Annotated in this window: 27 protein-coding genes; 12 read left to right on the top strand and 15 right to left on the bottom strand. The window is 63.8% G+C overall.

The window, feature by feature from the left end; all coding sequences use genetic code 11:
- Positions 1-111 (top strand): aldehyde dehydrogenase family protein (locus JKL46_RS24625; protein WP_201838343.1); only part of this gene is annotated, 111 nt, incomplete at its 5' end.
- A 110-nt stretch (positions 112-221) separates the two neighbouring features.
- Positions 222-1,475 (top strand): glycerate kinase type-2 family protein, encoded by a 1,254-nt coding sequence (locus JKL46_RS24620; protein WP_201838341.1) that lies wholly within the window; start codon positions 222-224, stop codon positions 1,473-1,475.
- Positions 1,476-1,481: 6 nt separating this feature from the next.
- Here JKL46_RS24620 and JKL46_RS24615 read toward each other — a convergent pair whose 3' ends face one another.
- Positions 1,482-2,162, bottom strand: coding sequence for a sensor histidine kinase (locus JKL46_RS24615; RefSeq protein WP_281400035.1), 681 nt, complete (start codon positions 2,160-2,162; stop codon positions 1,482-1,484).
- Between the two features lie 447 nt (positions 2,163-2,609).
- Here JKL46_RS24615 and JKL46_RS24610 point away from each other — a divergent pair, with 447 nt between their 5' ends.
- Positions 2,610-2,786 (top strand): CsbD family protein, encoded by a 177-nt coding sequence (locus JKL46_RS24610; protein WP_201838355.1) that lies wholly within the window; start codon positions 2,610-2,612, stop codon positions 2,784-2,786.
- 44 nt (positions 2,787-2,830) lie between these two features.
- Here the strand turns inward: JKL46_RS24610 and JKL46_RS24605 are convergent, their stop codons facing one another.
- Genes JKL46_RS24605 through JKL46_RS24595 form a run of 3 tightly spaced genes read right to left on the bottom strand, consistent with a single transcriptional unit; the run spans position 2,831 to position 4,818 of the window.
- Complete coding sequence (locus JKL46_RS24605) at positions 2,831-3,061, bottom strand: sulfurtransferase TusA family protein (RefSeq protein WP_201838338.1); 231 nt, start codon at positions 3,059-3,061, stop codon at positions 2,831-2,833.
- Entirely contained in the window at positions 3,048-3,680 is a 633-nt protein-coding gene (mobA, locus tag JKL46_RS24600; protein ID WP_201838337.1) for a molybdenum cofactor guanylyltransferase MobA, read from the bottom strand. Before mobA ends, JKL46_RS24605 begins: the two co-directional genes overlap by 14 nt.
- Positions 3,681-3,690: 10 nt before the next feature.
- Complete coding sequence (locus JKL46_RS24595; RefSeq protein ID WP_201838336.1) at positions 3,691-4,818, bottom strand: P-loop NTPase; 1,128 nt, start codon at positions 4,816-4,818, stop codon at positions 3,691-3,693.
- 205 nt (positions 4,819-5,023) lie between these two features.
- Between JKL46_RS24595 and JKL46_RS24590 the strand changes: the two genes are divergently transcribed.
- The 5 genes from JKL46_RS24590 (at position 5,024) to JKL46_RS24570 (ending at position 9,522) form a co-directional block, all read left to right on the top strand.
- The gene (locus tag JKL46_RS24590) at positions 5,024-5,527 is read left to right on the top strand and encodes a pyridoxamine 5'-phosphate oxidase family protein (RefSeq protein WP_201838353.1); all 504 of its coding nucleotides are present in this window, start codon (positions 5,024-5,026) and stop codon (positions 5,525-5,527) included.
- Between the two features lie 183 nt (positions 5,528-5,710).
- Positions 5,711-6,976 (top strand): PQQ-dependent sugar dehydrogenase, encoded by a 1,266-nt coding sequence (locus JKL46_RS24585; protein WP_201838335.1) that lies wholly within the window; start codon positions 5,711-5,713, stop codon positions 6,974-6,976.
- 64 nt (positions 6,977-7,040) lie between these two features.
- The gene (locus JKL46_RS24580) at positions 7,041-7,364 is read left to right on the top strand and encodes a c-type cytochrome (protein WP_201838350.1); all 324 of its coding nucleotides are present in this window, start codon (positions 7,041-7,043) and stop codon (positions 7,362-7,364) included.
- Between the two features lie 91 nt (positions 7,365-7,455).
- The gene (gene pncB, locus JKL46_RS24575) at positions 7,456-8,748 is read left to right on the top strand and encodes a nicotinate phosphoribosyltransferase (protein ID WP_201838334.1); all 1,293 of its coding nucleotides are present in this window, start codon (positions 7,456-7,458) and stop codon (positions 8,746-8,748) included.
- Positions 8,749-8,751: 3 nt separating this feature from the next.
- A complete protein-coding gene (locus JKL46_RS24570; RefSeq protein ID WP_201838333.1) occupies positions 8,752-9,522 on the top strand; it encodes a LamB/YcsF family protein in 771 nt (256 codons plus the stop codon).
- A 129-nt stretch (positions 9,523-9,651) separates the two neighbouring features.
- On the opposite strand, the gene JKL46_RS24565 is transcribed toward JKL46_RS24570, so the two are convergent.
- Positions 9,652-10,578 (bottom strand): alpha/beta fold hydrolase, encoded by a 927-nt coding sequence (locus tag JKL46_RS24565; protein ID WP_343074109.1) that lies wholly within the window; start codon positions 10,576-10,578, stop codon positions 9,652-9,654.
- Entirely contained in the window at positions 10,556-11,095 is a 540-nt protein-coding gene (locus JKL46_RS24560) for a YcbK family protein (protein WP_201838331.1), read from the bottom strand. Before JKL46_RS24560 ends, JKL46_RS24565 begins: the two co-directional genes overlap by 23 nt.
- A gap of 331 nt (positions 11,096-11,426) precedes the next feature.
- On the opposite strand from JKL46_RS24560, the gene JKL46_RS24555 reads away from it, so the two are divergent.
- Both JKL46_RS24555 and JKL46_RS24550 read left to right on the top strand, forming a co-directional pair.
- Entirely contained in the window at positions 11,427-11,864 is a 438-nt protein-coding gene (locus JKL46_RS24555; RefSeq protein WP_201838329.1) for a DUF4112 domain-containing protein, read from the top strand.
- Positions 11,865-12,242: a hypothetical protein gene (locus JKL46_RS24550; RefSeq protein WP_201838327.1), complete on the top strand. Its 378-nt coding sequence runs from the start codon at positions 11,865-11,867 to the stop codon at positions 12,240-12,242. It abuts the gene before it with no gap.
- Between the two features lie 84 nt (positions 12,243-12,326).
- Here JKL46_RS24550 and JKL46_RS24545 read toward each other — a convergent pair whose 3' ends face one another.
- The 9 genes from JKL46_RS24545 to mbfA form a co-directional block, all read right to left on the bottom strand.
- The gene (locus JKL46_RS24545; RefSeq protein ID WP_201838326.1) at positions 12,327-12,869 is read right to left on the bottom strand and encodes a dihydrofolate reductase family protein; all 543 of its coding nucleotides are present in this window, start codon (positions 12,867-12,869) and stop codon (positions 12,327-12,329) included.
- Positions 12,870-12,946: 77 nt separating this feature from the next.
- Positions 12,947-13,756: an ABC transporter ATP-binding protein gene (locus JKL46_RS24540; RefSeq protein ID WP_246529498.1), complete on the bottom strand. Its 810-nt coding sequence runs from the start codon at positions 13,754-13,756 to the stop codon at positions 12,947-12,949.
- The gene (locus JKL46_RS24535) at positions 13,749-14,474 is read right to left on the bottom strand and encodes an ABC transporter permease (RefSeq protein ID WP_201838324.1); all 726 of its coding nucleotides are present in this window, start codon (positions 14,472-14,474) and stop codon (positions 13,749-13,751) included. Before JKL46_RS24535 ends, JKL46_RS24540 begins: the two co-directional genes overlap by 8 nt.
- The gene (locus JKL46_RS24530) at positions 14,474-15,196 is read right to left on the bottom strand and encodes an ABC transporter permease subunit (RefSeq protein ID WP_201838322.1); all 723 of its coding nucleotides are present in this window, start codon (positions 15,194-15,196) and stop codon (positions 14,474-14,476) included. Before JKL46_RS24530 ends, JKL46_RS24535 begins: the two co-directional genes overlap by 1 nt.
- Before the next feature lie 129 nt (positions 15,197-15,325).
- Positions 15,326-16,171, bottom strand: coding sequence for a lysine/arginine/ornithine ABC transporter substrate-binding protein (locus tag JKL46_RS24525; protein WP_201838320.1), 846 nt, complete (start codon positions 16,169-16,171; stop codon positions 15,326-15,328).
- Positions 16,172-16,388: 217 nt separating this feature from the next.
- A complete protein-coding gene (locus tag JKL46_RS24520) occupies positions 16,389-17,234 on the bottom strand; it encodes a lysine/arginine/ornithine ABC transporter substrate-binding protein (protein WP_201838318.1) in 846 nt (281 codons plus the stop codon).
- Positions 17,235-17,360: 126 nt separating this feature from the next.
- Positions 17,361-18,059 carry a fumarylacetoacetate hydrolase family protein gene (locus JKL46_RS24515; protein ID WP_201838317.1) on the bottom strand — a complete coding sequence of 233 codons (699 nt, stop codon included), beginning with the start codon at positions 18,057-18,059 and terminating at the stop codon, positions 17,361-17,363.
- A gap of 116 nt (positions 18,060-18,175) precedes the next feature.
- Positions 18,176-19,090: a metallophosphoesterase family protein gene (locus JKL46_RS24510; RefSeq protein WP_201838316.1), complete on the bottom strand. Its 915-nt coding sequence runs from the start codon at positions 19,088-19,090 to the stop codon at positions 18,176-18,178.
- 54 nt (positions 19,091-19,144) lie between these two features.
- Positions 19,145-20,116, bottom strand: coding sequence for an iron exporter MbfA (gene mbfA / locus JKL46_RS24505; protein ID WP_201838315.1), 972 nt, complete (start codon positions 20,114-20,116; stop codon positions 19,145-19,147).
- A 337-nt stretch (positions 20,117-20,453) separates the two neighbouring features.
- Here mbfA and JKL46_RS24500 point away from each other — a divergent pair, with 337 nt between their 5' ends.
- Both JKL46_RS24500 and JKL46_RS24495 read left to right on the top strand, forming a co-directional pair.
- Positions 20,454-20,936 (top strand): NUDIX domain-containing protein, encoded by a 483-nt coding sequence (locus JKL46_RS24500; protein WP_201838314.1) that lies wholly within the window; start codon positions 20,454-20,456, stop codon positions 20,934-20,936.
- 155 nt (positions 20,937-21,091) lie between these two features.
- Positions 21,092-21,604: a GNAT family N-acetyltransferase gene (locus JKL46_RS24495; RefSeq protein WP_201838313.1), complete on the top strand. Its 513-nt coding sequence runs from the start codon at positions 21,092-21,094 to the stop codon at positions 21,602-21,604.
- Positions 21,605-21,619: the final 15 nt, after the last annotated feature.

The following is a 21,619-nucleotide window of genomic DNA, read 5'->3' as shown; positions in this document are numbered from 1 at the left end:
AACGAGATGGCGCCGTTCGGCGGCGTCAAGCAGTCGGGGCTTGGCCGCGAGGGCTCGAAATACGGCATCGAGGGCTTCCTCGAAATCAAATACGTCAATGTCGCCATGTGAGGGACATGAGAAAGCCCGGCAATGCCGGGCTTTTTCTTGCCAGGCCATCCCTTGTGCGCAATCGGCGATGGCGGACTTCACGCGTGGGATTTCTGACGTAAAGTGACGCCATGCCGAACGATGCTGAAATCCTCTACGCTCTCTTCGATGCAGCCCTCAAGGCCGCGCTCCCGGACGGCCAGTTTGAGGGCCGCCTGCCGGAAAAGCCCAAAGGCCGGACCATCGTGATCGGCGCCGGCAAGGCTTCCGCGCGCATGGCGGCCGCTTTCGAAGATGCCTGGGCCCGCACGGGCGGCACATGCGAAGGACTTGTCGTCACGCGCTATCGGCACGCGGTGCCGACCCGATCCGTCGAGATTGTCGAGGCCGCGCATCCGGTGCCGGACGAGGCCGGGCTGCAGGCAGCCGGGCGGATTCTGGCTCTCGCCCGGGAGGCCGGACCCGACGATCTCGTCGTCTGCCTGATGTCGGGCGGCGCCTCGGCGCTCCTGTCGCTTCCGGCCGAGGGCGTGACGCTTGCCGACAAGCAGGACCTGAACCGGGCTCTGCTGAAGTCAGGCGCGCCGATCGGCGAGATGAATCTCGTGCGCAAGTCGCTCTCGGCGATCAAGGGCGGCAGGCTCGCGGCCGCTGCGCAAAGGGCAAAGCTCGTCACCTATCTGATCTCGGATGTTCCTGGCGACGATCCGTCCAGCATCGGCTCCGGTCCGACGATCCCTGAACGCGTCGATCCCGACGTCGCTCTCGCGATCCTGCGCAAATACGGCATCGACGTGCCCGATCCGGTCCTGCAGGTGATCCGCTCCAATGCGGTGACGGAGCCGGTCGCAGGTGGTGAAGTGCACATGCTGGCGACGCCGAAAATGGCGCTTGATGCTGCTGCCGCGAAGGCGCGTGAATTCGGGTTGACGCCGCTCGTTCTCGGCGACGCGCTCGAAGGCGAAGCGCGTGAGGTCGGACGCGTCATGGCCGGCATCGCACGCTCGGCGGCGATGCATGGCGAGCCCGCGAAGGCGCCCTGTGTCCTGCTCTCGGGTGGCGAGACGACGGTGACGGTTCGCGGCAAGGGACGGGGAGGGCGCAACGCGGAATTCCTGTTGTCGCTGGCGCTCGCGCTGAAGGACGAGAATGGAATTGCAGCTATCGCCTGCGATACGGACGGCATCGATGGATCGGAGGACAATGCCGGTGCGTGGTTCGATGGCGGCCTGTTCGACGACGCCCGTTCGAAGGGCATCGATCTCGCAGCGCATCTTGAGAGCAACGATGCCTATACGGCCTTCGCGCAACTCGACAAGCTCGTCGTGACCGGCCCGACGCTCACCAACGTGAACGATTTCCGCTGCATTCTCATCCGCTCTTGAACGGGATCAGATGGAGTAGCTGAGCCCTGTCGTGTTCGTCTCGGGCACGATCAAGGTGACCTTCGTTCCGCGGCTCTCCAGGCTTTCGACCTCAAGGTCTCCTCCGTGCAGCTTGAGGATGTACCATGCCAGGCTCAACCCTAAGCCCGTGCCCGGCACTTTCTTCGCATTCTGGCCGCGAAAGAAGGGCTGCATGATGAAGGGCAGGTCGCGCTCCGTGATGCCGATGCCGTGATCCTGAACGACGATGCGGACCATGCTCGCGCGCTTGCGGGCCGTGACCGCAATGGCCTGATCAGGCCGCGAATATTTCATGGCGTTCGACAGGACGATGACGATCGCCTGTTCAAGCAGAACCGGGTCGCCGATGACAATATCCGGAAGGCCTCTCATCTGGAGCCGAAAGGGGCGATCGGGCTCCTGGCCGATCTGCTCCCGGCAGACACGACGGATGAGGTCCTCGGGATTGAACTCGCTGGGATTGAGCACGATCCCGCCGGACGTCGCGCGGGTATAGGACAAGATTGTTTCGACCAGTTCATCCAGGCGCAGGCTTGCTCGCCAGATCTTCTCGGCCTTCGCGCGCACATCGGCGGTGCTCAGCCGGTCGGCCCTGCGAATAAGGCCCTGCGCGAGGGCATTGATCGTCGACAAGGGTGTCCTGAGCTGATGGGCCAGCAATGCCATCCGGTCCAGGGGATGGGTGGCTGCTCCCAATACCCGTCGGCGCGGCGCGCGGCGGCGAGGGGTCTTCGCGGCGGATCGAGAGGGACGGGCGGCAGGGGACACAGACGCGGCTACCTGATTAACTATATAACGTATGTTGTCGGACCGATCCCGAATTAGCGCGCCCGGATGGGTTGTCCATCCCTCCTCCGGCTGCGAAGAGCAATTGATCCTGCGTTTTATCCGAAAGGATATATGCCTATAGACAAGGCTTGGTATTCGGCCGGTGTCGCCCCGGGGGCGCTCCGGAAGAATTTGCCTCAAAGGCGCGAGAGCTTCTTCGTAGAGCGAGGCCGTTATCCGGGGTTGTTGCTGGTCGGATTCGAATGCCGGTCGCGAAAACTTTATGCGAAACCATCGCAGGCAACGGGCGTTTCTTTCCCGCATATCCACTTCAGGAGAAACATCATGGATAACGATCGCGCTGAGGGCAGCATGAAGACCATCAAGGGTCGCGTGAAGGAAGGCCTGGGCAAGGCTCTGGGCGACTCGAAAATGGAAGCCGAAGGCAAGATGGACAAGGCCGAAGGCAAGGTCCAGAACACCATCGGCGGTATGAAGGATGCCCTGCGCAAGAGCACCTGAGACCCACAAATTTGATGAGAAGCCCGGCTCAATGCCGGGCTTTTCTATTTGGAGCCGCCTGCCTTGCGGATCACGAAACTGATCCGGGCCGTCTCCTGTTTCTGCTCTTCCAGAACGTCGCCCGTCTCCCGGATCAGATTCGGCACGTCGATCCCGGCCAGAGGATCGGTGCAGATGACGCGCAGTCTGTCGCCCGGCGTCGCGGCGAGCAGGGCCTTGCGCGTCCGAAGCACGGGAAGCGGGCATTTCAGGCCGGAGAGATCAAGCTCGATCATCGGGAATATCTTCGGAAAGCCAAATCGTTGCCTGAACCAGATCGTCAGGCGTGTTGATGTTGAAGAACGGATCGATGGTCTCGACGGGCCATGTCGCTTCCGCGCAGCCGTGAAGGCTCGTCCAATCTCTTATGCTGCGCAGGCCCTTGTCCACAATGGCTTGGCGGAGATCGTCGCGCAACGACACCGGCCATAGACCGACTGCAAAATGGAGCCGCCCGTCCGAGGAGGCACAGGCAAGGGGATGTTGCCCTTTCTGCAGGGCCTCGTGCAGGCGCCGCACCAGATCCTTTGGAATGAACGGCGTATCGCTTGGAACGCTCACCACCCATTCGACACCAGGGCGATGGGCGGCTGTCCATTCGAGCGCCGTCAATATGCCGGCCAGCGGGCCTTGGTGCCCAGGAACGACATCGGGCACGACTGGAAGCCCCATGGTATCGAAGCGGGAGGAGCTTCCATTCGCGTTGATCATCAGGTTTTCACATTGCGGGGCGAGGCGCTCCGCCACATGCGCGATCAGCGTCCGATCCCCGAGATCGAGGAGCGACTTCTCAACGCCACCCATGCGCCGCGACAGGCCTCCGGCCAGGATGACCCCGAGGGTGGGCGGCATCATGCGGCCGGGCTCACTCGATCACGATGCGCGGGGCAGCGCGTGCAGCTCCACCGCCCGACAAGGATGTCCAGACCTGCTGCGCCATGGTCTTGTAGATTGTTGCATGCGGCCCGTCGGGGTCGGCGACGACGGGGGGGCGCCCCGCGTCCGACAATTCGCGGATCGTCATGTTGAGCGGCACTTCGCCGAGGAAGGGCACGCCCAGGCGGCTCGCCTCTTCCCTCGCGCCGCCATGCCCGAAGATATGGGATGTCTGGCCGCAATGGGGGCAGACGAAGGTGGCCATGTTCTCGACGATGCCGAGGATCGGGATCTCGACGCGCTTGAACATCGAGACCCCGCGGCGGGCATCGATCAGCGCCAGGTCCTGCGGGGTCGAGACGATCACGGCGCCTGCGAGCGGGGTGGCCTGGGCCATGGTGAGCTGGGCGTCGCCGGTGCCAGGCGGCATATCGACCACCAGCACGTCGAGATCGCCCCAGGCGACCTCGCGCAGCATCTGGGTGATCGCCGACATGACCATCGGGCCGCGCCAGATCATGGCAGCCTCTTCATCGACCAGGAAGCCGATGGACATGACCTTGAGGCCGTAGGCCTCCATGGGCTCCAGAACGCGGTTCTCCAGGAGCCGCGGCTTGCCGTGGATGCCGAGGAGCTTGGGCATCGACGGGCCGTAGATGTCGGCATCGAGAAGGCCGACCTTCAGGCCGAGCGCCTTGAGGCCCAGCGCCAGGTTGGCGGCGGTGGTCGATTTGCCGACGCCGCCCTTGCCGGAGGCAACGGCGATCACATGCGCGACGCCGGGGATGCGTTGGTTCTTCGGCTGGGCCGCGGCGCGGGGGTGTCCCGGCGCGGCGGGTGAGGGGGGCGCTCCCGTGGAGCCGGTCGGCCGGTCGGCCGTCAGGCTGGCGAAGACGCCCTTGACCGTAGGCAGACCCTGCACGGCGGTGACGGCCGCCTGCCGCACGCGCTCCATGTCGGCCGCTTCGGAGGGGTCGATGGTGATCGAGAACATGACACGGCCGGCATCGTCCACCACCACGTCGGAGAGACGACCGGAAGCAACGAGGCCTGTCCCCTTCGCATCGACCGGTACGGTCGAGAGCGCCTGCAGTACATGGTCACGGGTGATCGCCACGTCGATATCTCCTGATGGCTCCGATTTTGCTCTTCCATGTATAGCCTGCGGGCGCGCTCGTTAAGACGTTGCCGGGCCGCATGGCGCGAAATCCTGAACCAATCCGCACCCTGCCCGTTGTTCACCCGACCTCCCGGGCCCTTGGCCGAACGATCGTTTAGCCTGACCGATCCCGGGGACAGAGACAACGATCGAGGAGACGATGATGCACCAGCACGGCCATAACGATCCGAACGCAGGAAAGCTCTACGAGCTGATCAAGGAAGTGCGGATCGCCATGATGACCACCGTCGACACCGATGGCACGCTTCACAGCCGGCCCATGCACAACCAGGAAGCGGACGAGCATGGCGACCTCTGGTTCTTCACGCAGATTCAGTCTCCCAAGACCACCGAACTCTCCCGCGACAACGAGGTCAACCTGGCCTACAGCGATCCGGGCAACCAGACCTATGTGTCGGTGACCGGTCGAGCCGAGATCGTGCGCGACAAGGCAACGATCCAGGACAAGTGGTCGGAGCCCCTGCGGGCCTGGTTCCCGGAGGGTGTCGACGATCCGCAGATCGCCCTGATCCGCGTCCATCCGGCGAAGGGCGAATATTGGGACAGCCCGTCCTCCACGCTGGTGCATCTCTACGGCTATGCCAAGGCTGCGATCACGGGCGAGCAGCCCAAGCCCGGCGATCAAGCAAAAGTGAATCTAAGCTGAGGTTTCGCTGCAGCGCGAAATATTCCGGGGCCGCATGCGGCCCCTTTTCTTTGTTTTTCCTCGTCCTACCTTTACGGCATAAGCTTGGGTATATTTGCGTTTAAGCAAGTATAAGAAACCAAAGAAATCGGTTTAGCCACTACAACGATAATGTGTCTGGGGGCTTATCTGGGAGGAAAACAAATGAAGACCGTCTTGCTTGCCGCCGTCTCAGTTGTTGCACTCGCGTCCTCAAGCTTTGCTCAACCTGCAACGCAATCGCCAACCGGCAACCTGGAGAAGCTGTCATCGTTCCAGAGCACGGGAACCGCGGAGCCGCGGCCGATCGCTCAGGAAGGGCGTCGTGCCGACGCAATCCGGAAGAACCTTGAGAAGATCAAGCTTCCGTCCGGATTCAAGATCGACCTCTATGCGCTCGTGCCCGATGCGCGCCACATGGCCGTCGGGCCGAATGCCGGCGTTGTTTTCGTCGGTACGCGCAAGAACAACGTCTATGCCGTGACCGACCGCGACAAGGACCGCGTTGCCGATGAGGTGAAGCAATTCGCGCCTTCGGTCTCATTCAAGATTCCCAACGGCGTCTGCTTCTCGCGTGACGGCGTTCTCTACGTGGCGGAGCAGAACCGCGTGCTACAGTTCCCCGCCGCGGAGTTCTTCTATGAAGGACCGGACGTGGCCGCTTTCGTCGTGGCCAAGCAGGGCGATCTCATTCCGCCGACGGAGGAAAGCTACAACCATACCGCCCGCGTGTGCCGGATCGGTGCGGACAACAAGCTCTACATCGCACTCGGCCAGCCCTTCAATGTGCCGCCGAAGGACAAGATGGATCTCTACAAGCGCACCGGCATCGGCGGGGTCGTCCGCATGGATCAGGACGGCAAGAACCAGGAAGTCTATGCGACCGGCATCCGCAATTCGGTCGGCATCGACTTCAACCCTGCCGACAAGACGCTGTGGTTTACGGACAACCAGGTCGACGGCATGGGGGACGATCAGCCTCCCGGAGAGCTCAACCGCATCGCCAATGCGGGACAGAACTTCGGCTTCCCCTATTACGGCGGCGGTACGGTCCGCACGGTCGAGTACAAGGATGATCCGGTTCCGGCCGGCGTGATCGGTCCGCAGGCCGAGATGGATCCCCATGCAGCCGATCTCGGCATGATGTTCTACACCGGCAAGATGTTCCCGCAGACCTATCAGGGCGGCATCTTCTCGGCGCAGCACGGCTCCTGGAACCGCACCAAGCCGGTCGGCGCACGCGTGATGTTCACGCCGCTGAAGCCCGACGGCACGGCGGACAAGCCCCAGGTCTTTGCCGAGGGCTGGCTGACCGAGAACGGTGAGTATCTCGGCCGGCCAGTGGACGTCGCTATGCTGCCCGACGGCTCGCTCCTGGTCTCGGACGACACGGCCGGCGCGATCTACCGCATCTCCTACGAGGGCCGGTAGTTAACCTGATGACGGGCGCGCCTCGCGGTGCGCCCGTCTTTCTTTCAAAAGGTCAGTCATGACGATGATTCGTGTCCTTGCCGTCACGGGATTGCTGCTGGGCAGTCTCGCTTCCGATCCAGCCTATGCGGGCGATGCCAGGGCAGGGCGCCAGAAGATCACCACCTGTCAGGCATGCCATGGGCTCGACGGCCTGTCGAAGAACCCGGAGGCGCCCAATCTCGCCGGGCAGGTCGAGAACTATCTCGCCAGGAGCCTCGAGTTCTACCGTTCAGGCGAACGCAAGAACGACGCCATGAATATTGTAGCGAAGGAGCTGTCCGACGAGGATATCGCCGATGTCTCGGCCTATTACGCCTCGATTCAGGTCGATGTCCTGCCGCCATGACTGCCCTGTGCCAGCTTAATAGCCGGCACCCTTTCATCATGGATGGCCCTTCGCTATTGTCTCGCCTCCTTTGAGTGGCAAGGAGCAGGCGATGGTGGACATCGCAACACGGGTCTACAACCATACCTGGAAGATCGACCCGATCGTCCGGTCCGTCCTCGATACGGACTTCTACAAGCTCCTGATGGCGCAGACGATCTTTCGCCGCCACCGGGATGTGAAGGTCACCTTCGGCATTCACAACCGTACCACCCGCATTCGCCTCGCCGACATCATCGATGCCGGAGAGCTGCGGGAGCAGCTCGACCACGTGCGCAGCCTGTCCCTGACGCGAGGCGAGTCGACTTGGCTGCGTGGCAACACCTTCTATGGCAAGCGGCAGATGTTCTCGCCGGAATTCATGGACTGGCTCGAAACCTTCCGTTTCCCGGAATACCTGCTGGAGAAGGAGGACGGCCAGTATGTGCTGACCTTCCATGGCCCCTGGATCGAGACCACCATGTGGGAGATCCCGGCGCTCGCCATCCTCAACGAGCTGCGCTCGCGCGGCGTGCTCAAGGGCATGGCCAAGTTCGAGCTCCAGGTGCTCTATGCCCGCGCCATGACCCGGGTGTGGGAGAAGATCGAGCGTCTCAGGAAGCTCCCGGATCTCTCCATTTCCGATTTCGGCACCCGCCGCCGCCACGGCTTCCTGTGGCAGGATTGGTGCGTGCAGGCGATGATGGAGGGGCTCGGATCGTCCTTCCTCGGCACGTCCAACTGCCTTATCGCCATGCGACAGGAAGTGGAGGCCGTCGGCACGAATGCGCATGAATTGCCCATGGTCTACGCGGCCCTGACCGACAGCGACGAGGAACTGGCCAAGTCGCCCTACCATGTGCTCGCCGACTGGCAGCAGGATTACGAAGGCAATTTGCGCGTCATCCTTCCCGACACCTACGGCACCACGAATTTCCTGCGCAATGCGCCGGACTGGATTGCCTCATGGACCGGCATCCGCGTCGATTCGAAGGACCCGATCGAGGGCGGCGAAGAGGCTATCGAATGGTGGCGCGAGCGCGGACAGAATCCGAGGGAGAAACTCGCGATCTTTTCCGACGGGCTTGATGTCGATGGGATCGAGCGCATCCATCGTCATTTCCGCGGGCGCATGCGCATCGGCTATGGCTGGGGCACGCTTCTTACCAACGATTTCCGCGGGCTTGCTCCTGAGGGCAAGCTCGATCCGATCTCCATCGTCTGCAAAGTCATCTCGGCCGATGGCCGGCCGACGGTGAAGCTCTCCGACAATCCCACGAAGGCCTTGGGATCGCCCGCTGACATCGAGCGCTACAAGCGCGTCTTCCACGTCGGGCAACAGGTCCCGCAACCGGTTCTGGTGTGACGCATGAACATCGATCTCAACTGCGACATGGGTGAAGGCTTCGGCCCCTGGCCGATGGGGGACGACGAGGCGATGCTCGACATCGTGTCCTCCGCCAATATCGCCTGCGGCTATCATGCGGGCGATCCCTCGATCATGTTCCGCACGGCGGAGATCGCGAAGCGCAAGGGCGTCGCCATCGGCGCGCATCCCGGCTTCAACGATCTGCACGGCTTCGGCCGCCGTGTGATCCGCGGCGATTCGCCGGCCGAGATCGAGCGCATGGTCGCCTACCAGATCGGCGCCATGCAGGCGCTCGCTTCGCTTGCAGGTCACAAGGTCACTTATGTGAAGGCGCACGGCTCGCTCAACAACATGGCGAACGAGGACATGGATCTCGCGCTCGCCATTGCGCGCGCCATCAAGGGCGTCGATGCGAGCCTGATCAATGTATGCATGCCGGGCCTCCTGATGGAGAAGGCGTCCCACTCGGTCGGTATCCCGGTCGCTCGCGAGATTTTTGCCGATCGTACCTATGAGGACGACGGCACCCTCACCAGCCGCAAGAAGCCCGGTTCCGTTCTGCACGATGCGGAATTCGCAGCCGAGCGCATTCTGCGCGCCGTGCAGGACAAGGCCATCACGACGGTTTCCGGCAAGCGGATCCCGGTCGAGATCGACACGATCTGCGTGCATGGCGACGAGCCGAGCGCGGTCGCGATGGCGCGTACGGTGCGGGCGAAGCTCGAGGCGAACGGCGTTGAGATCACGCCGTTTTCAAATTCTGGCTCGTAGAAGGCAATCCTCATCTTGTCATCACCGGCCTTGTGCCGGTGATCTCGATTAAGAAAAGCGCCGAGCCTCGATGCATCGGGATGGCCGGGACAAGCCCGGCCATGCGTCCAAGGTTAGTTCAAGGGCGCCTCAGCCTTTGAACGCCTTCGCCAGAAAATTCTCCAACGCCGCCAGCGTTTCCTCCGGTGCCTCCTCGGCGAGGTAGTGTCCGCAATCGATGCTGTGGCCTTCGACCCGGTCGGCCCAGTCCCGCCAGACTGCGAGCACGTCGTACCAGCGATCGAGGCCGTTCTTTCTCGCCCACAGCGCCTGCACGGGACAGGCGATTCGCCGTCCCGCCTTCTGATCATCCTCGTCGAACCGCATGTCGAGGGTAGCGCCGGCGCGGTAATCCTCGCACATGGCGTGGATCGTGACCGGATCGGTGTAGCAGCGGCGGTATTCGGCGAGCGCCTTTTCGTCGAACAGCGTGCGCCCGCGACGCAGGTAGAACGCGTCCGGGTCCGATGCGATCAGGCGTTCGGGAATCGGATAGGCTTGAGCGAGGAAGAACCAGTGCCAGTAGCCCATGGCGAAGGACATGTCCGTGCGCTGGAAATGTTCGGCCGTGGGAATGATGTCGAGCACTGAGAGCGAGACGATCCGCTCGGGGTGGTCGAGGGCCATGCGATAGGCGCAGCGTCCGCCGCGATCATGGCCGACGACCGCGAAACGCTCGAAGCCGAGCGCCTGCATGACCTCAACCATGTCACGCGCCATCGCGCGCTTGGAATAGGGCGCATGGTCCTCCGTCGTCGGTGGCTTGGAACTGTCGCCGTAGCCGCGCAGATCGGCGCAGACGATGGTGTAGGTCTCGGCGAGCTTGGGCGCCACCTTGTGCCACATGACATGGGTCTGCGGATGCCCGTGCAGCAGCAGCACGGGCGGGCCGCTGCCCGCATGGCGCAGGTTGATGACGGCCCCGGAGGTTTCGATCCGACGATGGGTGAAATTCTCGAACATGCTGATGTTGTACCGGCGATGATAGGGATCGTCACCAGGAACGGCGATCGCCATTGTCGATATGGATGATGCCGTTCCGATAGATCTTGAGACCACCCACCTGCGGGTGGCTGCGCAGATAGGCCATCACGCCGCGCGCGCGAACGCGGACGCGGAAATCGACGGCGCGGCAGGAAAGATGCAGCGAGTGGCGTGCGCCGCCGGCACGCCAGTTGCGGCCCCGGTTGCGATGGGTGGATTCGACGCTCACCGGGCCGAACTTCTCCGCCACCGAGGCGACGACCTCGCGCAGATTGTCCGGGATGCACTCGGTCGGGGCGCTATCCCGCAGGGTGATCGCGCCTTGCGAGACGAGGGATGAGAAGCCGGGGAGAGGGAGAGCATCCGGCAGGCTTCCGGTGACGGCAGGATCGTCGATCTCGTCGCCCGCAGGCAGGCTGGCATATTGCGCCGGCGGAATGATTCCCCCGTCACCGCCTTCCGCATGCAATGCCTCCGACGTTCCTAACAGGGCGACGCAAATCGCGAGGGCAGAAAGGGACGCGGGACGAACGCGGCATTCGGTGCTCATCGGGTTCTCCCCGTTTCGAGCCCCTGTTGCAGAGCGCTGCCGATATTGTGCTTTCGCGGCAGCCGTTTTTCTTGGCCGGAGCGATCCGGCGGTCACGCTTGTGGGCGTGTTGGGAACGAGTACCTAACGTGTGCTTTGCTTCCGGCAAGCCACCTCATGAAGCGAGCGCATGGGTGACTGCCGGCAAAGCTTTGCCCTGCAAGGTTTCCAGCGCGGCGGCAATTTGGGGTGAGTTCTAAAATAACAAAGCGGAACTCTTGCGAATGTCGGCTTTCATACACACATCAGGGCCGTTCGTGCCGATCCCTTCGACGGCCAACTGGAGACTGGAATGAACGCTGCGCGTAGCGCTGTTTTCGGTGCGATCAAGACTGCCGGCCCCACGCGTACGGACTCGCTTGCGCGCGTCGCGCTCGTGGCGAAGCTGATGGACAACGCCTTCCTGATTCCGGGCCTGAACCGGCGCGTCGGCTTCGACGCGGTGATCGGCCTCATCCCGGGCGTGGGCGATGCGATCTCGGCGGCTCTTGCCAGCTACATCATCTGGGAGGCGCGTCAGCTCGGCCTGCCGCGCTGGAAGATCGCGCGCATGATCGGCAACGTCGCCGTCGACACCGCCATCGGCGCAATCCCGCTCGCGGGCGACGTGTTCGACGTCTTCTTCAAGGCCAATCAGCGCAACCTGCGCATCATCCACGAGCATCTCGGCGTTCCCAAGCATGGCCCGCGTGAGATCGACGGCACGGCGACCCGCGTCGGAGAGCGCTGAATGAAGCGGCTTTTGTGGATCCTGGCCTGGACCGCCGTTGCGATCTGGTCCCTGTTCGCCTGGGGCGCCTACGGGCTTCTCGACTTCTTCGGCGGCGTCGCGGCGCGCAATGCCGACATCGTCACAGGACATCCCGAGACGGTCGAGTGGTTGTCCTGGGCGCTGATGACGCTGCGCAGCCTCGGCCTCGGTGCCATCGCGATCGTCTGGGGCCTGGTCTCGCTGCTGATCCTGGCCGTTCCGGCTCTGCTCGGCCTGTTGCTCGGCGACACGCGTCGCGACGATAACTGGCGCGGGCCCGTCATCGACCCGCGCGCGTCGGGACCTTTCCCGCCGGCACAGGGCTCCCCGCCGGTTCGGCGGATCGAACGGCGCTAAGTTGAGGATTCACGAGCTCGCAACCGCATTGAGGCGAGCTAGATCATGGCGAGGACATTGGCAGCAAGCTTGCTGTCCATCGGGTTAGTCACGCGACTCCGCGGGAGCGTACGTTAGCCTAATCACGTCCCCGCCAATTCGATCGCTCGCCACGAGGCGCAGCGGCGGCCGCGGACCGGCGAAGAACGGCTTGCCGCGACCAAGCACGACGGGATGGAGATACAGTCGATATTCATCGACGAGACCGAGGTCGGTCAGACTTCCCGCCAGCTCGGGTCCGGAAACTTCGATCACCCCATCCAGCTGAGTCTTCAGCCCGCGTATCGCCGCCTCGATGTCATCCGCGATGAGAGTCGCGTTCGGGCCGACGGAGGTCAGCGAGCGCGACACGACCCATTTCGGCTGGTTCCGCCACGCCGCCGCATAGGCGCGTCGCTCCTCGTTCCACTCGGAATGGTCTTCGTCCCAATACCGCATCACCTCGTACATGCGGCGACCGTACACGGTGCCGGACAGGCCGCGCACGTCGTCGATGAAATGACGAAAGAGCGTGGGATCGGGCGCAAATTCCGTGTGGTCGACATACCCGTCCAGGGATTGGTTCAGAGCGAATACGAGCTTCGCCATGCTGCGGTATCTCCCCCCAAGTTCAACTCCAAAAACAAAGGGCGAAGCGGCATCCGCTTCGCCCTTTTCGCTTCATCTCAGCGATGGCTCGAGATGAACTGTTTGAAGCGCTCGGATTTCGGAGCGCCGAACACCTCGGCCGGCGGGCCTTCCTCTTCCACCACGCCCTTGTGCAGGAACACCACCCGGTTCGACACGTCGCGGGCAAAGCCCATCTCGTGCGTCACCACCAGCATGGTGCGGCCCTCCTCGGCGAGCGAACGCATGACGCGCAAGACTTCGCCGACGAGTTCGGGATCGAGCGCCGAGGTCGGCTCGTCGAACAGCATCACCTTGGGATGCATGGCGAGCGCGCGTGCGATGGCGGCGCGCTGCTGCTGGCCGCCGGAGAGGTGCGAGGGATACTGATTGCGCTTGTCGGCGATGCCGACTTTGTTCAGGAGTTCCATGGCCTCGGCGATGCATTCGTGCCGAGGGCGCTTCTGCACATGGATGGGCGCCTCGATGACGTTCTCCAGGATCGTCAAATGGGACCAGAGGTTGAAGCTCTGGAACACCATGGCGACGCGGGAACGGATGCGGTCCACCTGGCGCTGGTCGGCCGGCATCATGCCCTTGCGGCTTTGCCTGAGCCCGATGGTTTCGCCGCCGATGCGGATCTCGCCGGAATCCGGCACTTCCAGCATGTTGATGCAGCGGAGCATGGTCGACTTGCCGGAGCCGGAGGCGCCGAGAATCGAGATGACGTCGCCCTCCCTCGCACTGAGCGACACGCCCTTGAGAACCTCGAGGTTTCCGAAGCTCTTGCGAAGATTGGCGACAGAGACGGCAGCAGCGGCCTCGGCGGACGCGAGTGGGGTCGACAAGGAAGCAACTCCGTTAGACATGGGCGGCCTCCAGACGCGGCTCGATGGCCGGGGGGCGGCGTAAGTGAGGCGAGAGCCACCATTCGATGGCCATGATGATGCGGGTGATGATGAAGTTGAGGATCAGGTAGATCAGTCCGGCGACGACGAAGACCTCGACCGCGCGGAAGCTCTGCGAGATCAGTTTCGCGGCAAGTCCCGTCACTTCCATCATGGTGATGATCGAAGCGAGCGAGGTTGCCTTCACCATGAGGATGATCTCGCTACCGTAAGCCGGAAGTGCCTGGCGGACCGCGATCGGGAACACGATGCGGCGGAAGAGGAGGAAGCCCGACATGCCGCAGGCCCGCGCCGCCTCGACCTGGTTGTGAGGGACAGATTGCAGGCCGCCGCGAATGATCTCGCTGGCATAGGCGGCCGTGTTGAGGGTGAGCGCGAGGACCGCGCACCAATATGGCTCGCGGAAGAAGGTCCACAGCCCCCATTCCTGCAGCGTCGGGCGGAACTGCCCGAGGCCGTAATAGATCAGGAAGATCTGCACCAGCAGCGGCGTGCCGCGGAAGACGAACACATAGGCTTGCGCCGGCCAGTCGAGCACCTTGAAGCCGGACATCCGCATCAATGCCAGCAGCATGGCGAGGATTGCGCCGAGCGAGACGGACATGAAGGCGAGGTTCAGCGTCAGCGGCACGCCGCCGAGCAGCGTGACGAAGCTGTCGCGCATGAAGGCGAAATCCATCAGGAGGCCCTCCGCATGCCACGCATCGAGTGCGTCTCCGCGCGCTGGAACAGGTATGTAGAAACCCAGGTGATGAACAGGTAGAGGATCGCCGCCGTGATGTAGAAGTCGAACGGCCGGCGCGTCGATCCGGCGGCGATATGCGACTGGCGCAGCAATTCGACGAGGCCCGTCACCGAGATCAGGGCCGATTCCTTCAGAACCAGCTGCCAGGTGTTGCCGAGGCCGGGAATGGCGTAGCGCAGAACCTGCGGCGCGATGATGCGGCGGAACATGAGCCAGCGATGCATGCCGACGGAGCGCGCCGCCTCGATCTCGCCGCGGCTCACGACCTGATAGGCGCCGCGAAAGACCTCCGCCTGATAGGCGCCCGAGACGATGCCGATGGCGAGCGCGCCGGTGACGAAGGCCGGCACGCCGATGAAGCCCTGGGCTCCGAACAGGCTGCCGATGGCGCCGAGCGCCGCGCTGCCGCCGAAATAGAAAAGATAGATCACGAGAAGATCGGGGATGCCGCGCAGGACGGTGGTGTATCCGTCGGCGAAGCTTCGGATGACGACATTTCCGCCGATCTTGCCCCAGGCCACGAATGTCCCGACGACCGAGCCTGCGAGGAAGCCGCAGATGGCGACGGCAATCGTCATGCCCGTCGCGGTAAGTAAAGCCCATCCCCATCCATTGGGGCCAAACCCGATGAGCTCGAAATAGCTCAGTTGCTGCACGCTTCGACTTTCCTGAATATGTCTCCCCGTCGCCGGAAGGCGGAGGGTGAGACAGCAACCGTCACATCCGGCAGTCCGGCCGGATCATGTCCCGGACCCATTTAGCGGGTCCGGGACATTGCTTCCATGTCAGACTTGCGGGGTGGCGTCGATCTTGAACCACTTCTCCGACAGCTTCTTGATCGTGCCGTCCTTGATCGCGGCCTCGATTGCCGTGTCGAAGGACTTCTTCAGATCCACGTCGTCCTTGCGCATGCCCACGGCGACGCCGCGGCCCAGGATGCCGCCGCGCATGCCCGTGCCCGCGATGACCATGTCCTTGAACTCGGGCTTCTCCTGCGTGGCCTTCAGGGCGCCGTGGCCGGCGAAGATGGCGTCGATGCGCCCGGCGGTCAGGTCAAGATCGTGCTGCTCGGTGGTCTTGTACTCGCGGATCTGGATCGTGTCCTTCAGGTAGGTCTCGAGGAACTGCGAGTTCACGGTCGAGCCCTGTACGCCGACGGTCTTGCCCTTGAGCAGCGGCTTCCAGGCCTCGATCGCCTTCTTCGCGCCTTCGGGATCCTTGTCGAAGCTGACGGTCGTGCCGGCTCCCGGCAGTTTGGCGAGCGGAGAGTCCTTCAGGACGCCCCAACCATGCGGGGTCGCGGCATAGGCCTGGGAGAAGTTGATCACCTCCAGGCGCTTGTCGGTGATGTTCATGCCGGCCATGATGGCGTCGTACTTCTTGGCCTGCAGCGCCGGGATGATGCCGTCCCAGTCCTGGGCGACGATCTCGCACTTCACCTTCATGCGGGCGCAGAGGTCGTTGGCGAGGTCGATCTCGAAGCCCTCGAGCTTGCCGCCGGCACCGGTGAAGTTCCACGGGGCATAGGCGCCTTCCGTAGCGATCTTGACGGTCTTTTCCTGCGCGGCCGCTCCACCGATGGCGAAAGAGGCGGCCAGCAGGCCGAGACCCAGAGCTTGAAAGAGTTTCATTGTCATCCCTCTGGTCAGCTTCGACTGATCCTGTTGTCGGAAGGAGGTTGCGCCCATCCTTCCGAGGACGAAAGCTAACATTCAAAAGCTTAGCCCGCGCAAGCCCTAAACGTGCTGAATAAAACAGCCAAGGTGGCAATTTCGGTCGCAGATGAATGCGCTTTATACGAAAAAGGCGCGGCCGGGGCCGCGCCTTGGTAAATCGCCCGATGCGCGCTTAGGAAATCGGGGTGATGTCGACCTTGAACCACTTCTCGGACAGCTTCTTCACGGTGCCGTCCTTGACCGCCGCCTGGATCGCGTCCTCGAAGCTCTTCTTGAGCTCCGCCTCGCCCTTGCGCAGGCCGACGCCGACGCCGGCACCGAGGAGGCCGCCGGTGATGGACGGGCCGGTCATGACATAGTCCTTGAACTCGGGCTTCTCGAGGGTGCCGATGATGGCCGTCGAGTCGGCGAGTACGGCGTCGATGCGGCCGGCGGCGAGATCGAGATCGTGCTGTTCCGTGGTCTTGTACTCGCGGATCTCGGCCGTGCCCTTCAGGTACTTGTCGGCGAAGTTCGAATGGATCGTCGAACCCTGGACGCCGATCGTCTTGCCCTTCAGGAGCGGCTTATAGGCCTCGATGGCCTTCTCGGCGGCAGCCTGCTGGGTGCTGAGGCTGAACGCCTGGCCCGTGCCCGGCATCTTGGCGAGCGGCGAGCTCTTCGCCACCAGGAAGCCGTTCGGGGAGTTGGCGTAGGGACCGGCGAAGTCGATGGTCTTCTTGCGCTCGTCGGTGATGCTCATGCCGGCCATGATGGCGTCGTACTTCTTGGCCTGCAGCGCCGGGATGATGCCGTCCCAGTCCTGAGCGACGATCTCGCACTTCACGTTCATGCGCTTGCACAGGTCGTTGGCGAGGTCGACTTCGAAGCCTTCGAGCTTGCCGCCCGCGCCAGTGAAGTTCCACGGGGCATAGGCGCCCTCGGTGGCGATCTTCACCGTCTTCTGTTGGGCGGCTGCCCCGCCGATAGCGAGGGCCGAGCCGAGGAGGGCCAGGCCCACGGTCTTAACGAAATTCATTGTCGTTCCCTTGTTTTCTAGGCCGCGGCGTTGCACCGAGCCCTGACTTAACCGCGGCCTTTCCGGCCGCGCCGTGACGCAGTAACAGCCAATCTCGGGAAAAAGGCAAGGGGCGGCCATGCGCCCCTACACAACCCGCAAACGGATCTCGCCAAGGCCCTCGACGGCGGCCGTCATCGTCTGCCCCTGCGTCACTGCGCCCACGCCCTCCGGCGTGCCGGAGAAGATCACGTCGCCCGGGGCGAGCTCGAAATAGGAGGAGAGATAGGCGATCTGCTCGGCGACCGACCAGATCATGTCGGACAGGTCGGCCTTCTGCCTGACCACACCGTCGACCGCGAGAGTAATGGAGCCGGACGCGGGATGGCCGATCTTCGAGGCCGGATGAAGCAGTCCGACAGGCCCGGAGAGGTCCGCGGCCTTGCCGAGCTCCCAGGGACGGCGGAGCTGCTTGGCCTCGTCCTGCAGGTCGCGGCGGGTCATGTCGAGGCCGATCGCATAGCCGAAGACGTGGTCGAGAGCCTTATCGACGGGGATATCCCGCCCGCCCTTGGCGAGAGCAACCACCATCTCGACCTCGAAGTGGTAATTCCCGGTCTTCGGCGGATACGGATGATCCGTCACTTCAACGCCGGCCACGGGCTGCAGGGCATCCGCCGGTTTCATGAAGAAGAAGGGCGGCTCGCGGGTGGGGTCGCCACCCATCTCCCGGGCGTGGGCGGCATAGCTGCGGCCGACGCAGTAGACGCGGCGGACGGGGAAGAGATCATCGGTGCCGGCAACGGGGAGGGCGGCAATCGAAGGCTCAGGGATGACGTAGGCCATGGCAGCTCGCGGTAGGTCGATGAATGACGGACGGGGTCCGGACGGCTCCCTACCTACACGTTGGGAGGCCCGCCACAAGCGCGAAGGCAGTGGAACCGCGGGCGGAGAGCCCGCCGTCAAGGCTTGTCCAGCGGCTGGCGAATGCGGGCGAGCGAGAGCATACCCATGCCGCCCACGGTGCCGTCCGGCTTCAGGCCGCGCAGTTCCGCCATCAGAAGGAAACCGGTCTCGTCCCTGTCGATGGTGAAGAGGTGATAGCCGGCCTTATGGGTCAGCGTGCCGCTGCGGGCCGAGGCGGAGGGGGCTCCGATCACCGGGATCGGGCCGCGCGGGCCGTCGAGATGGGCGAGCGAGCCGACATGGTTGTGGCCGTGGAGCACGAGCTCGGCGCCGACCCGGCCGAGCATCTTCTCGAAGCGGCGCGCATCGGTGAGATTGCGCCCGGCTTCCGCCCCGCCGACATGGGGCGGGTGATGGATGAGGATGATGCGGAAGCAGTCCGGATCGCGCCCGAGCTCTCCGAGGATCTGCTCCACAACCTTGGTCTGCTTCGAGCCGACCCGGCCGGAGGCCACGAAGGGCAGGGTCGGAATGGCGGATGACAGGCCGATGATGGCGATGCGGCCGTAGCGGCGCAGATAGGGAAAGACGGCCTCTCGGCCGTCGTCGCCCCGAGTCCAGGGTGCGATCTCCCGCATGAGACCTTCGAGGGAGCCGCGAACATAGGCATCGTGGTTGCCCGGCACGAAGGTGACGCGGGAGGGATCGCCCAGGCCTTCGAGGAAGACGCGGGAGGTCTTCCATTCGTCGGGGAGGCCGATATTGCAGGTGTCGCCGGTGCAGGTGATGTGGTCGGGCTTCTGAGCATGGATGTCGGCGACGAGCTCCGCCAGCAGCTCCATGTCGTGCAGGTCCTGCCGGCTGCGATGCCAGTTGTACCAGCCGGTCAGGCGCTTGCTCAAAAGCTGTTTCAGGCGCGGCCGGGGGAGGGGTCCCACATGGGGGTCGGTCAGGTGAGCGATGCGGAACATGACGGCCGGGTTGATGCAAGGGGACAGGAGAGTTCGCGCGCCCGCCCCGCCCCGTCAAGCGCTGCCGATGAAGATACCGGCCAGAAGCACGAGAACGCCTCCTAAGACGACCTGCATGGTCGCGCTCCAGAACGGCGTGTCCATGTACCGCGTGCGGATCCAGGAGATCGCGACGAGCTCGACCGCCACCACGAGGGCCGCGATGCTGGTCGCGAGAATGAACGCATTGGGCCAGGAATCCGGCACCAGATAAGGCAGGGTGTGCCCGATGCCGCCGGCCGCGGTCATGAATCCGCAGACGAGGCCGCGCAGCCAGGGCGAGCCGCGGCCGGTGATCTCGCCGTCGTCGGAGAGCGCTTCCGTCAGACCCATGCTGATGCCGGCGCCGACGGATGCCGCAAGGCCGACGAGAAAGGTCTCCCAGTTGTTCTGGGTCGCGAAAGCAGCGGCGAAGAGTGGGGCGAGGGTCGAGACCGAGCCGTCGATGAGGCCTGCCAGTCCCGGCTGGACGTATTGCAGCACGAAGAGCCTGCGGCGGGCATGCTCTTCCGCGGCCTCCACGTTCTCGTTCAGATGGGCGGCATGCAGTTCGCTCGCCTTGCGCTCGTGCCCGCGCTCGACTTCGGCAAGACGGGTGAACAGCTCGCGCACCGAGACGTCGAGAGTCTGCTGGGCGGCCTTGTCGTAGAAGCTCGCGGCCTGGAGTTCCATGACCTCAGCCTCGCGGCGCATGCGGTCGAGATCGAGATGGGGGCTCCACCAGACTGCGCGCCGCTTCAGGAAGCCGCGCACGTCCTCCCGGCGGATCGGCGGGAGATGCTCACCGAACCGGGAGCGGTAGAAGCCATAGAGGGAGTTGCGATGGGCCCGCTCTTCCTCGGCCATGCCATCGAAGATCTCGGCGGAGGCGGGAAAGTCGGGGCGAAGGCGATCCGCGAAATGCTGATAGATTCGCGAATCTTCCTCTTCATTGGCGATCGCGAGCGCGACGACCTCGCGCTCGGAGAGTTCGGACAGAGACTTCATACCCGCTCCTGTTTAGAAATATTCTAAACAAGAAAGCGAGCCTGTGCCAAGCCACCCTGCAGAGGCAGGGGGAGAGGCCTGAAGCTCAGTACTGCGCGCCCGGGATCAGGGTCGAGTAGACCGAGCGGTCCTCGAAGTTGAGGGCCGGGGACCAGGAAAAGCGGGCGGAGCGGTTGAGACGGGACAGGATCAGAGCGAGAAACATTGGAACACCTTTGCTGGCGCTGTATTAGACCTTCGTATAGTGCGGGTCACGCGCCATTTTGCGGGAACAGCTATGCAATAAGTGAATGACGACGTTCATCCTCCGGTAATCGAACCATGCTCATCTGATCCGATGTCCGAGTCCCGCCCCTCCCGACCCTCATCGCGGCTGATTTCCCGGGCGCTCCACACCTATTGGCGCTTCTCCCGCGGCATGACCCTCGGCGTCCGCGGCGTCGTTCTCGATCAGGAGAACCGGGTCTTCCTCATCCGCCATACCTATGTGCCCGGCTGGCATCTGCCGGGCGGCGGCGTCGAGACAGGGGAGACCGCGCTCGTCGCCCTCGAGCGCGAGCTGAACGAGGAGGCCCGCATCGCGATGGACGAGCCGCCGGTCCTGTTCGGCGTGTTCTTCAACAGAAAGATATCGCGGCGCGATCACGTGCTCGTCTACGTGATCCGGCGCTTCACGGTGCTGGAGGTCAAACGGCCGGACCGCGAGATCGCGGAGGCCGGGTTCTTTCCCCTCGACCGGCTGCCGGAGGGGACGACCACGGCCACCCGCAACCGCTTGGCGGAAATCCTTGCGGAGCAGCCGATCTCTGCGAATTGGTGAGAGAGGGTTTGCGCCGCGTTCCCGACGCTGCTATGGCCTAACGCCACAACGGAAGCGCTTAAGCCTCATGACCAACACCCGGATTCTGCGACGACGACACGGCTGAGACCTCTCCAGCCGCCATTTTCCGTTTTCGTCTTTCGCCTGAGTCCGTCATGACTGAGCTCTCGCTCCAGATCCGCACCGAACAACCCATCGATTCCGAGGCCATCGAGCGCCTGCACGAGCGCGCCTTCGGCCCGGGTCGCTTCGCCCGCACGGCCTCGCGCCTGCGGGAGGGTGCCCCTCATCTCATCGATTTGTCCTTTACCGCCATGGTCGGCACCCTGCTCGTCGGCTCGGTGCGCATGACGCCGGTCATGGCGGGCGAGGAGGCGGCCCTGATGCTCGGGCCGCTGACCGTCGAGCCCGCCTTCGAGAGCCGTGGCATCGGCGCCGCCCTGATGAGCCGCTCCCTGGAAGCCGCCAAGGCGAAGGGCCATACGCTCGTGCTGCTCGTCGGCGACGAGCCCTATTACAGCCGTTTCGGCTTCAAGCGCATTCCGCCCCAGGATCTGCAGCTGCCCGGTCCGGTCAATCCCGCGCGCTTTCTCGCGCTGGAACTGGCGGAGGGTGCCATGGCCCGTGCGCGGGGGCTGGTGACCACGATTCCTGCCATGGGTGGATAGCCGAGGCCTCCATCG

The sequence above is a fragment of the Microvirga zambiensis WSM3693 genome (assembly GCF_016735695.1).
Taxonomy (GTDB): domain Bacteria; phylum Pseudomonadota; class Alphaproteobacteria; order Rhizobiales; family Beijerinckiaceae; genus Microvirga; species Microvirga zambiensis.
This window is presented reverse-complemented; position numbering and strand designations above follow the sequence as displayed.

Coding starts and splice junctions, on each gene's coding strand:
- JKL46_RS24620 (WP_201838341.1), top strand. CDS start 222: ATGCCGAACGATGCTGAAATCCTCTACGCTCTCTTCGATGCAGCCCTC.
- JKL46_RS24615 (WP_281400035.1), bottom strand. CDS start 2,162: ATGGCATTGCTGGCCCATCAGCTCAGGACACCCTTGTCGACGATCAAT.
- JKL46_RS24610 (WP_201838355.1), top strand. CDS start 2,610: ATGGATAACGATCGCGCTGAGGGCAGCATGAAGACCATCAAGGGTCGC.
- JKL46_RS24605 (WP_201838338.1), bottom strand. CDS start 3,061: ATGATCGAGCTTGATCTCTCCGGCCTGAAATGCCCGCTTCCCGTGCTT.
- mobA (WP_201838337.1), bottom strand. CDS start 3,680: ATGATGCCGCCCACCCTCGGGGTCATCCTGGCCGGAGGCCTGTCGCGG.
- JKL46_RS24590 (WP_201838353.1), top strand. CDS start 5,024: ATGCACCAGCACGGCCATAACGATCCGAACGCAGGAAAGCTCTACGAG.
- JKL46_RS24585 (WP_201838335.1), top strand. CDS start 5,711: ATGAAGACCGTCTTGCTTGCCGCCGTCTCAGTTGTTGCACTCGCGTCC.
- JKL46_RS24580 (WP_201838350.1), top strand. CDS start 7,041: ATGATTCGTGTCCTTGCCGTCACGGGATTGCTGCTGGGCAGTCTCGCT.
- pncB (WP_201838334.1), top strand. CDS start 7,456: ATGGTGGACATCGCAACACGGGTCTACAACCATACCTGGAAGATCGAC.
- JKL46_RS24570 (WP_201838333.1), top strand. CDS start 8,752: ATGAACATCGATCTCAACTGCGACATGGGTGAAGGCTTCGGCCCCTGG.
- JKL46_RS24565 (WP_343074109.1), bottom strand. CDS start 10,578: ATGGCGATCGCCGTTCCTGGTGACGATCCCTATCATCGCCGGTACAAC.
- JKL46_RS24560 (WP_201838331.1), bottom strand. CDS start 11,095: ATGAGCACCGAATGCCGCGTTCGTCCCGCGTCCCTTTCTGCCCTCGCG.
- JKL46_RS24555 (WP_201838329.1), top strand. CDS start 11,427: ATGAACGCTGCGCGTAGCGCTGTTTTCGGTGCGATCAAGACTGCCGGC.
- JKL46_RS24550 (WP_201838327.1), top strand. CDS start 11,865: ATGAAGCGGCTTTTGTGGATCCTGGCCTGGACCGCCGTTGCGATCTGG.
- JKL46_RS24545 (WP_201838326.1), bottom strand. CDS start 12,869: ATGGCGAAGCTCGTATTCGCTCTGAACCAATCCCTGGACGGGTATGTC.
- JKL46_RS24540 (WP_246529498.1), bottom strand. CDS start 13,756: ATGTCTAACGGAGTTGCTTCCTTGTCGACCCCACTCGCGTCCGCCGAG.
- JKL46_RS24535 (WP_201838324.1), bottom strand. CDS start 14,474: ATGGATTTCGCCTTCATGCGCGACAGCTTCGTCACGCTGCTCGGCGGC.
- JKL46_RS24525 (WP_201838320.1), bottom strand. CDS start 16,171: ATGAAACTCTTTCAAGCTCTGGGTCTCGGCCTGCTGGCCGCCTCTTTC.
- JKL46_RS24520 (WP_201838318.1), bottom strand. CDS start 17,234: ATGAATTTCGTTAAGACCGTGGGCCTGGCCCTCCTCGGCTCGGCCCTC.
- JKL46_RS24515 (WP_201838317.1), bottom strand. CDS start 18,059: ATGGCCTACGTCATCCCTGAGCCTTCGATTGCCGCCCTCCCCGTTGCC.
- JKL46_RS24510 (WP_201838316.1), bottom strand. CDS start 19,090: ATGTTCCGCATCGCTCACCTGACCGACCCCCATGTGGGACCCCTCCCC.
- mbfA (WP_201838315.1), bottom strand. CDS start 20,116: ATGAAGTCTCTGTCCGAACTCTCCGAGCGCGAGGTCGTCGCGCTCGCG.
- JKL46_RS24500 (WP_201838314.1), top strand. CDS start 20,454: ATGTCCGAGTCCCGCCCCTCCCGACCCTCATCGCGGCTGATTTCCCGG.
- JKL46_RS24495 (WP_201838313.1), top strand. CDS start 21,092: ATGACTGAGCTCTCGCTCCAGATCCGCACCGAACAACCCATCGATTCC.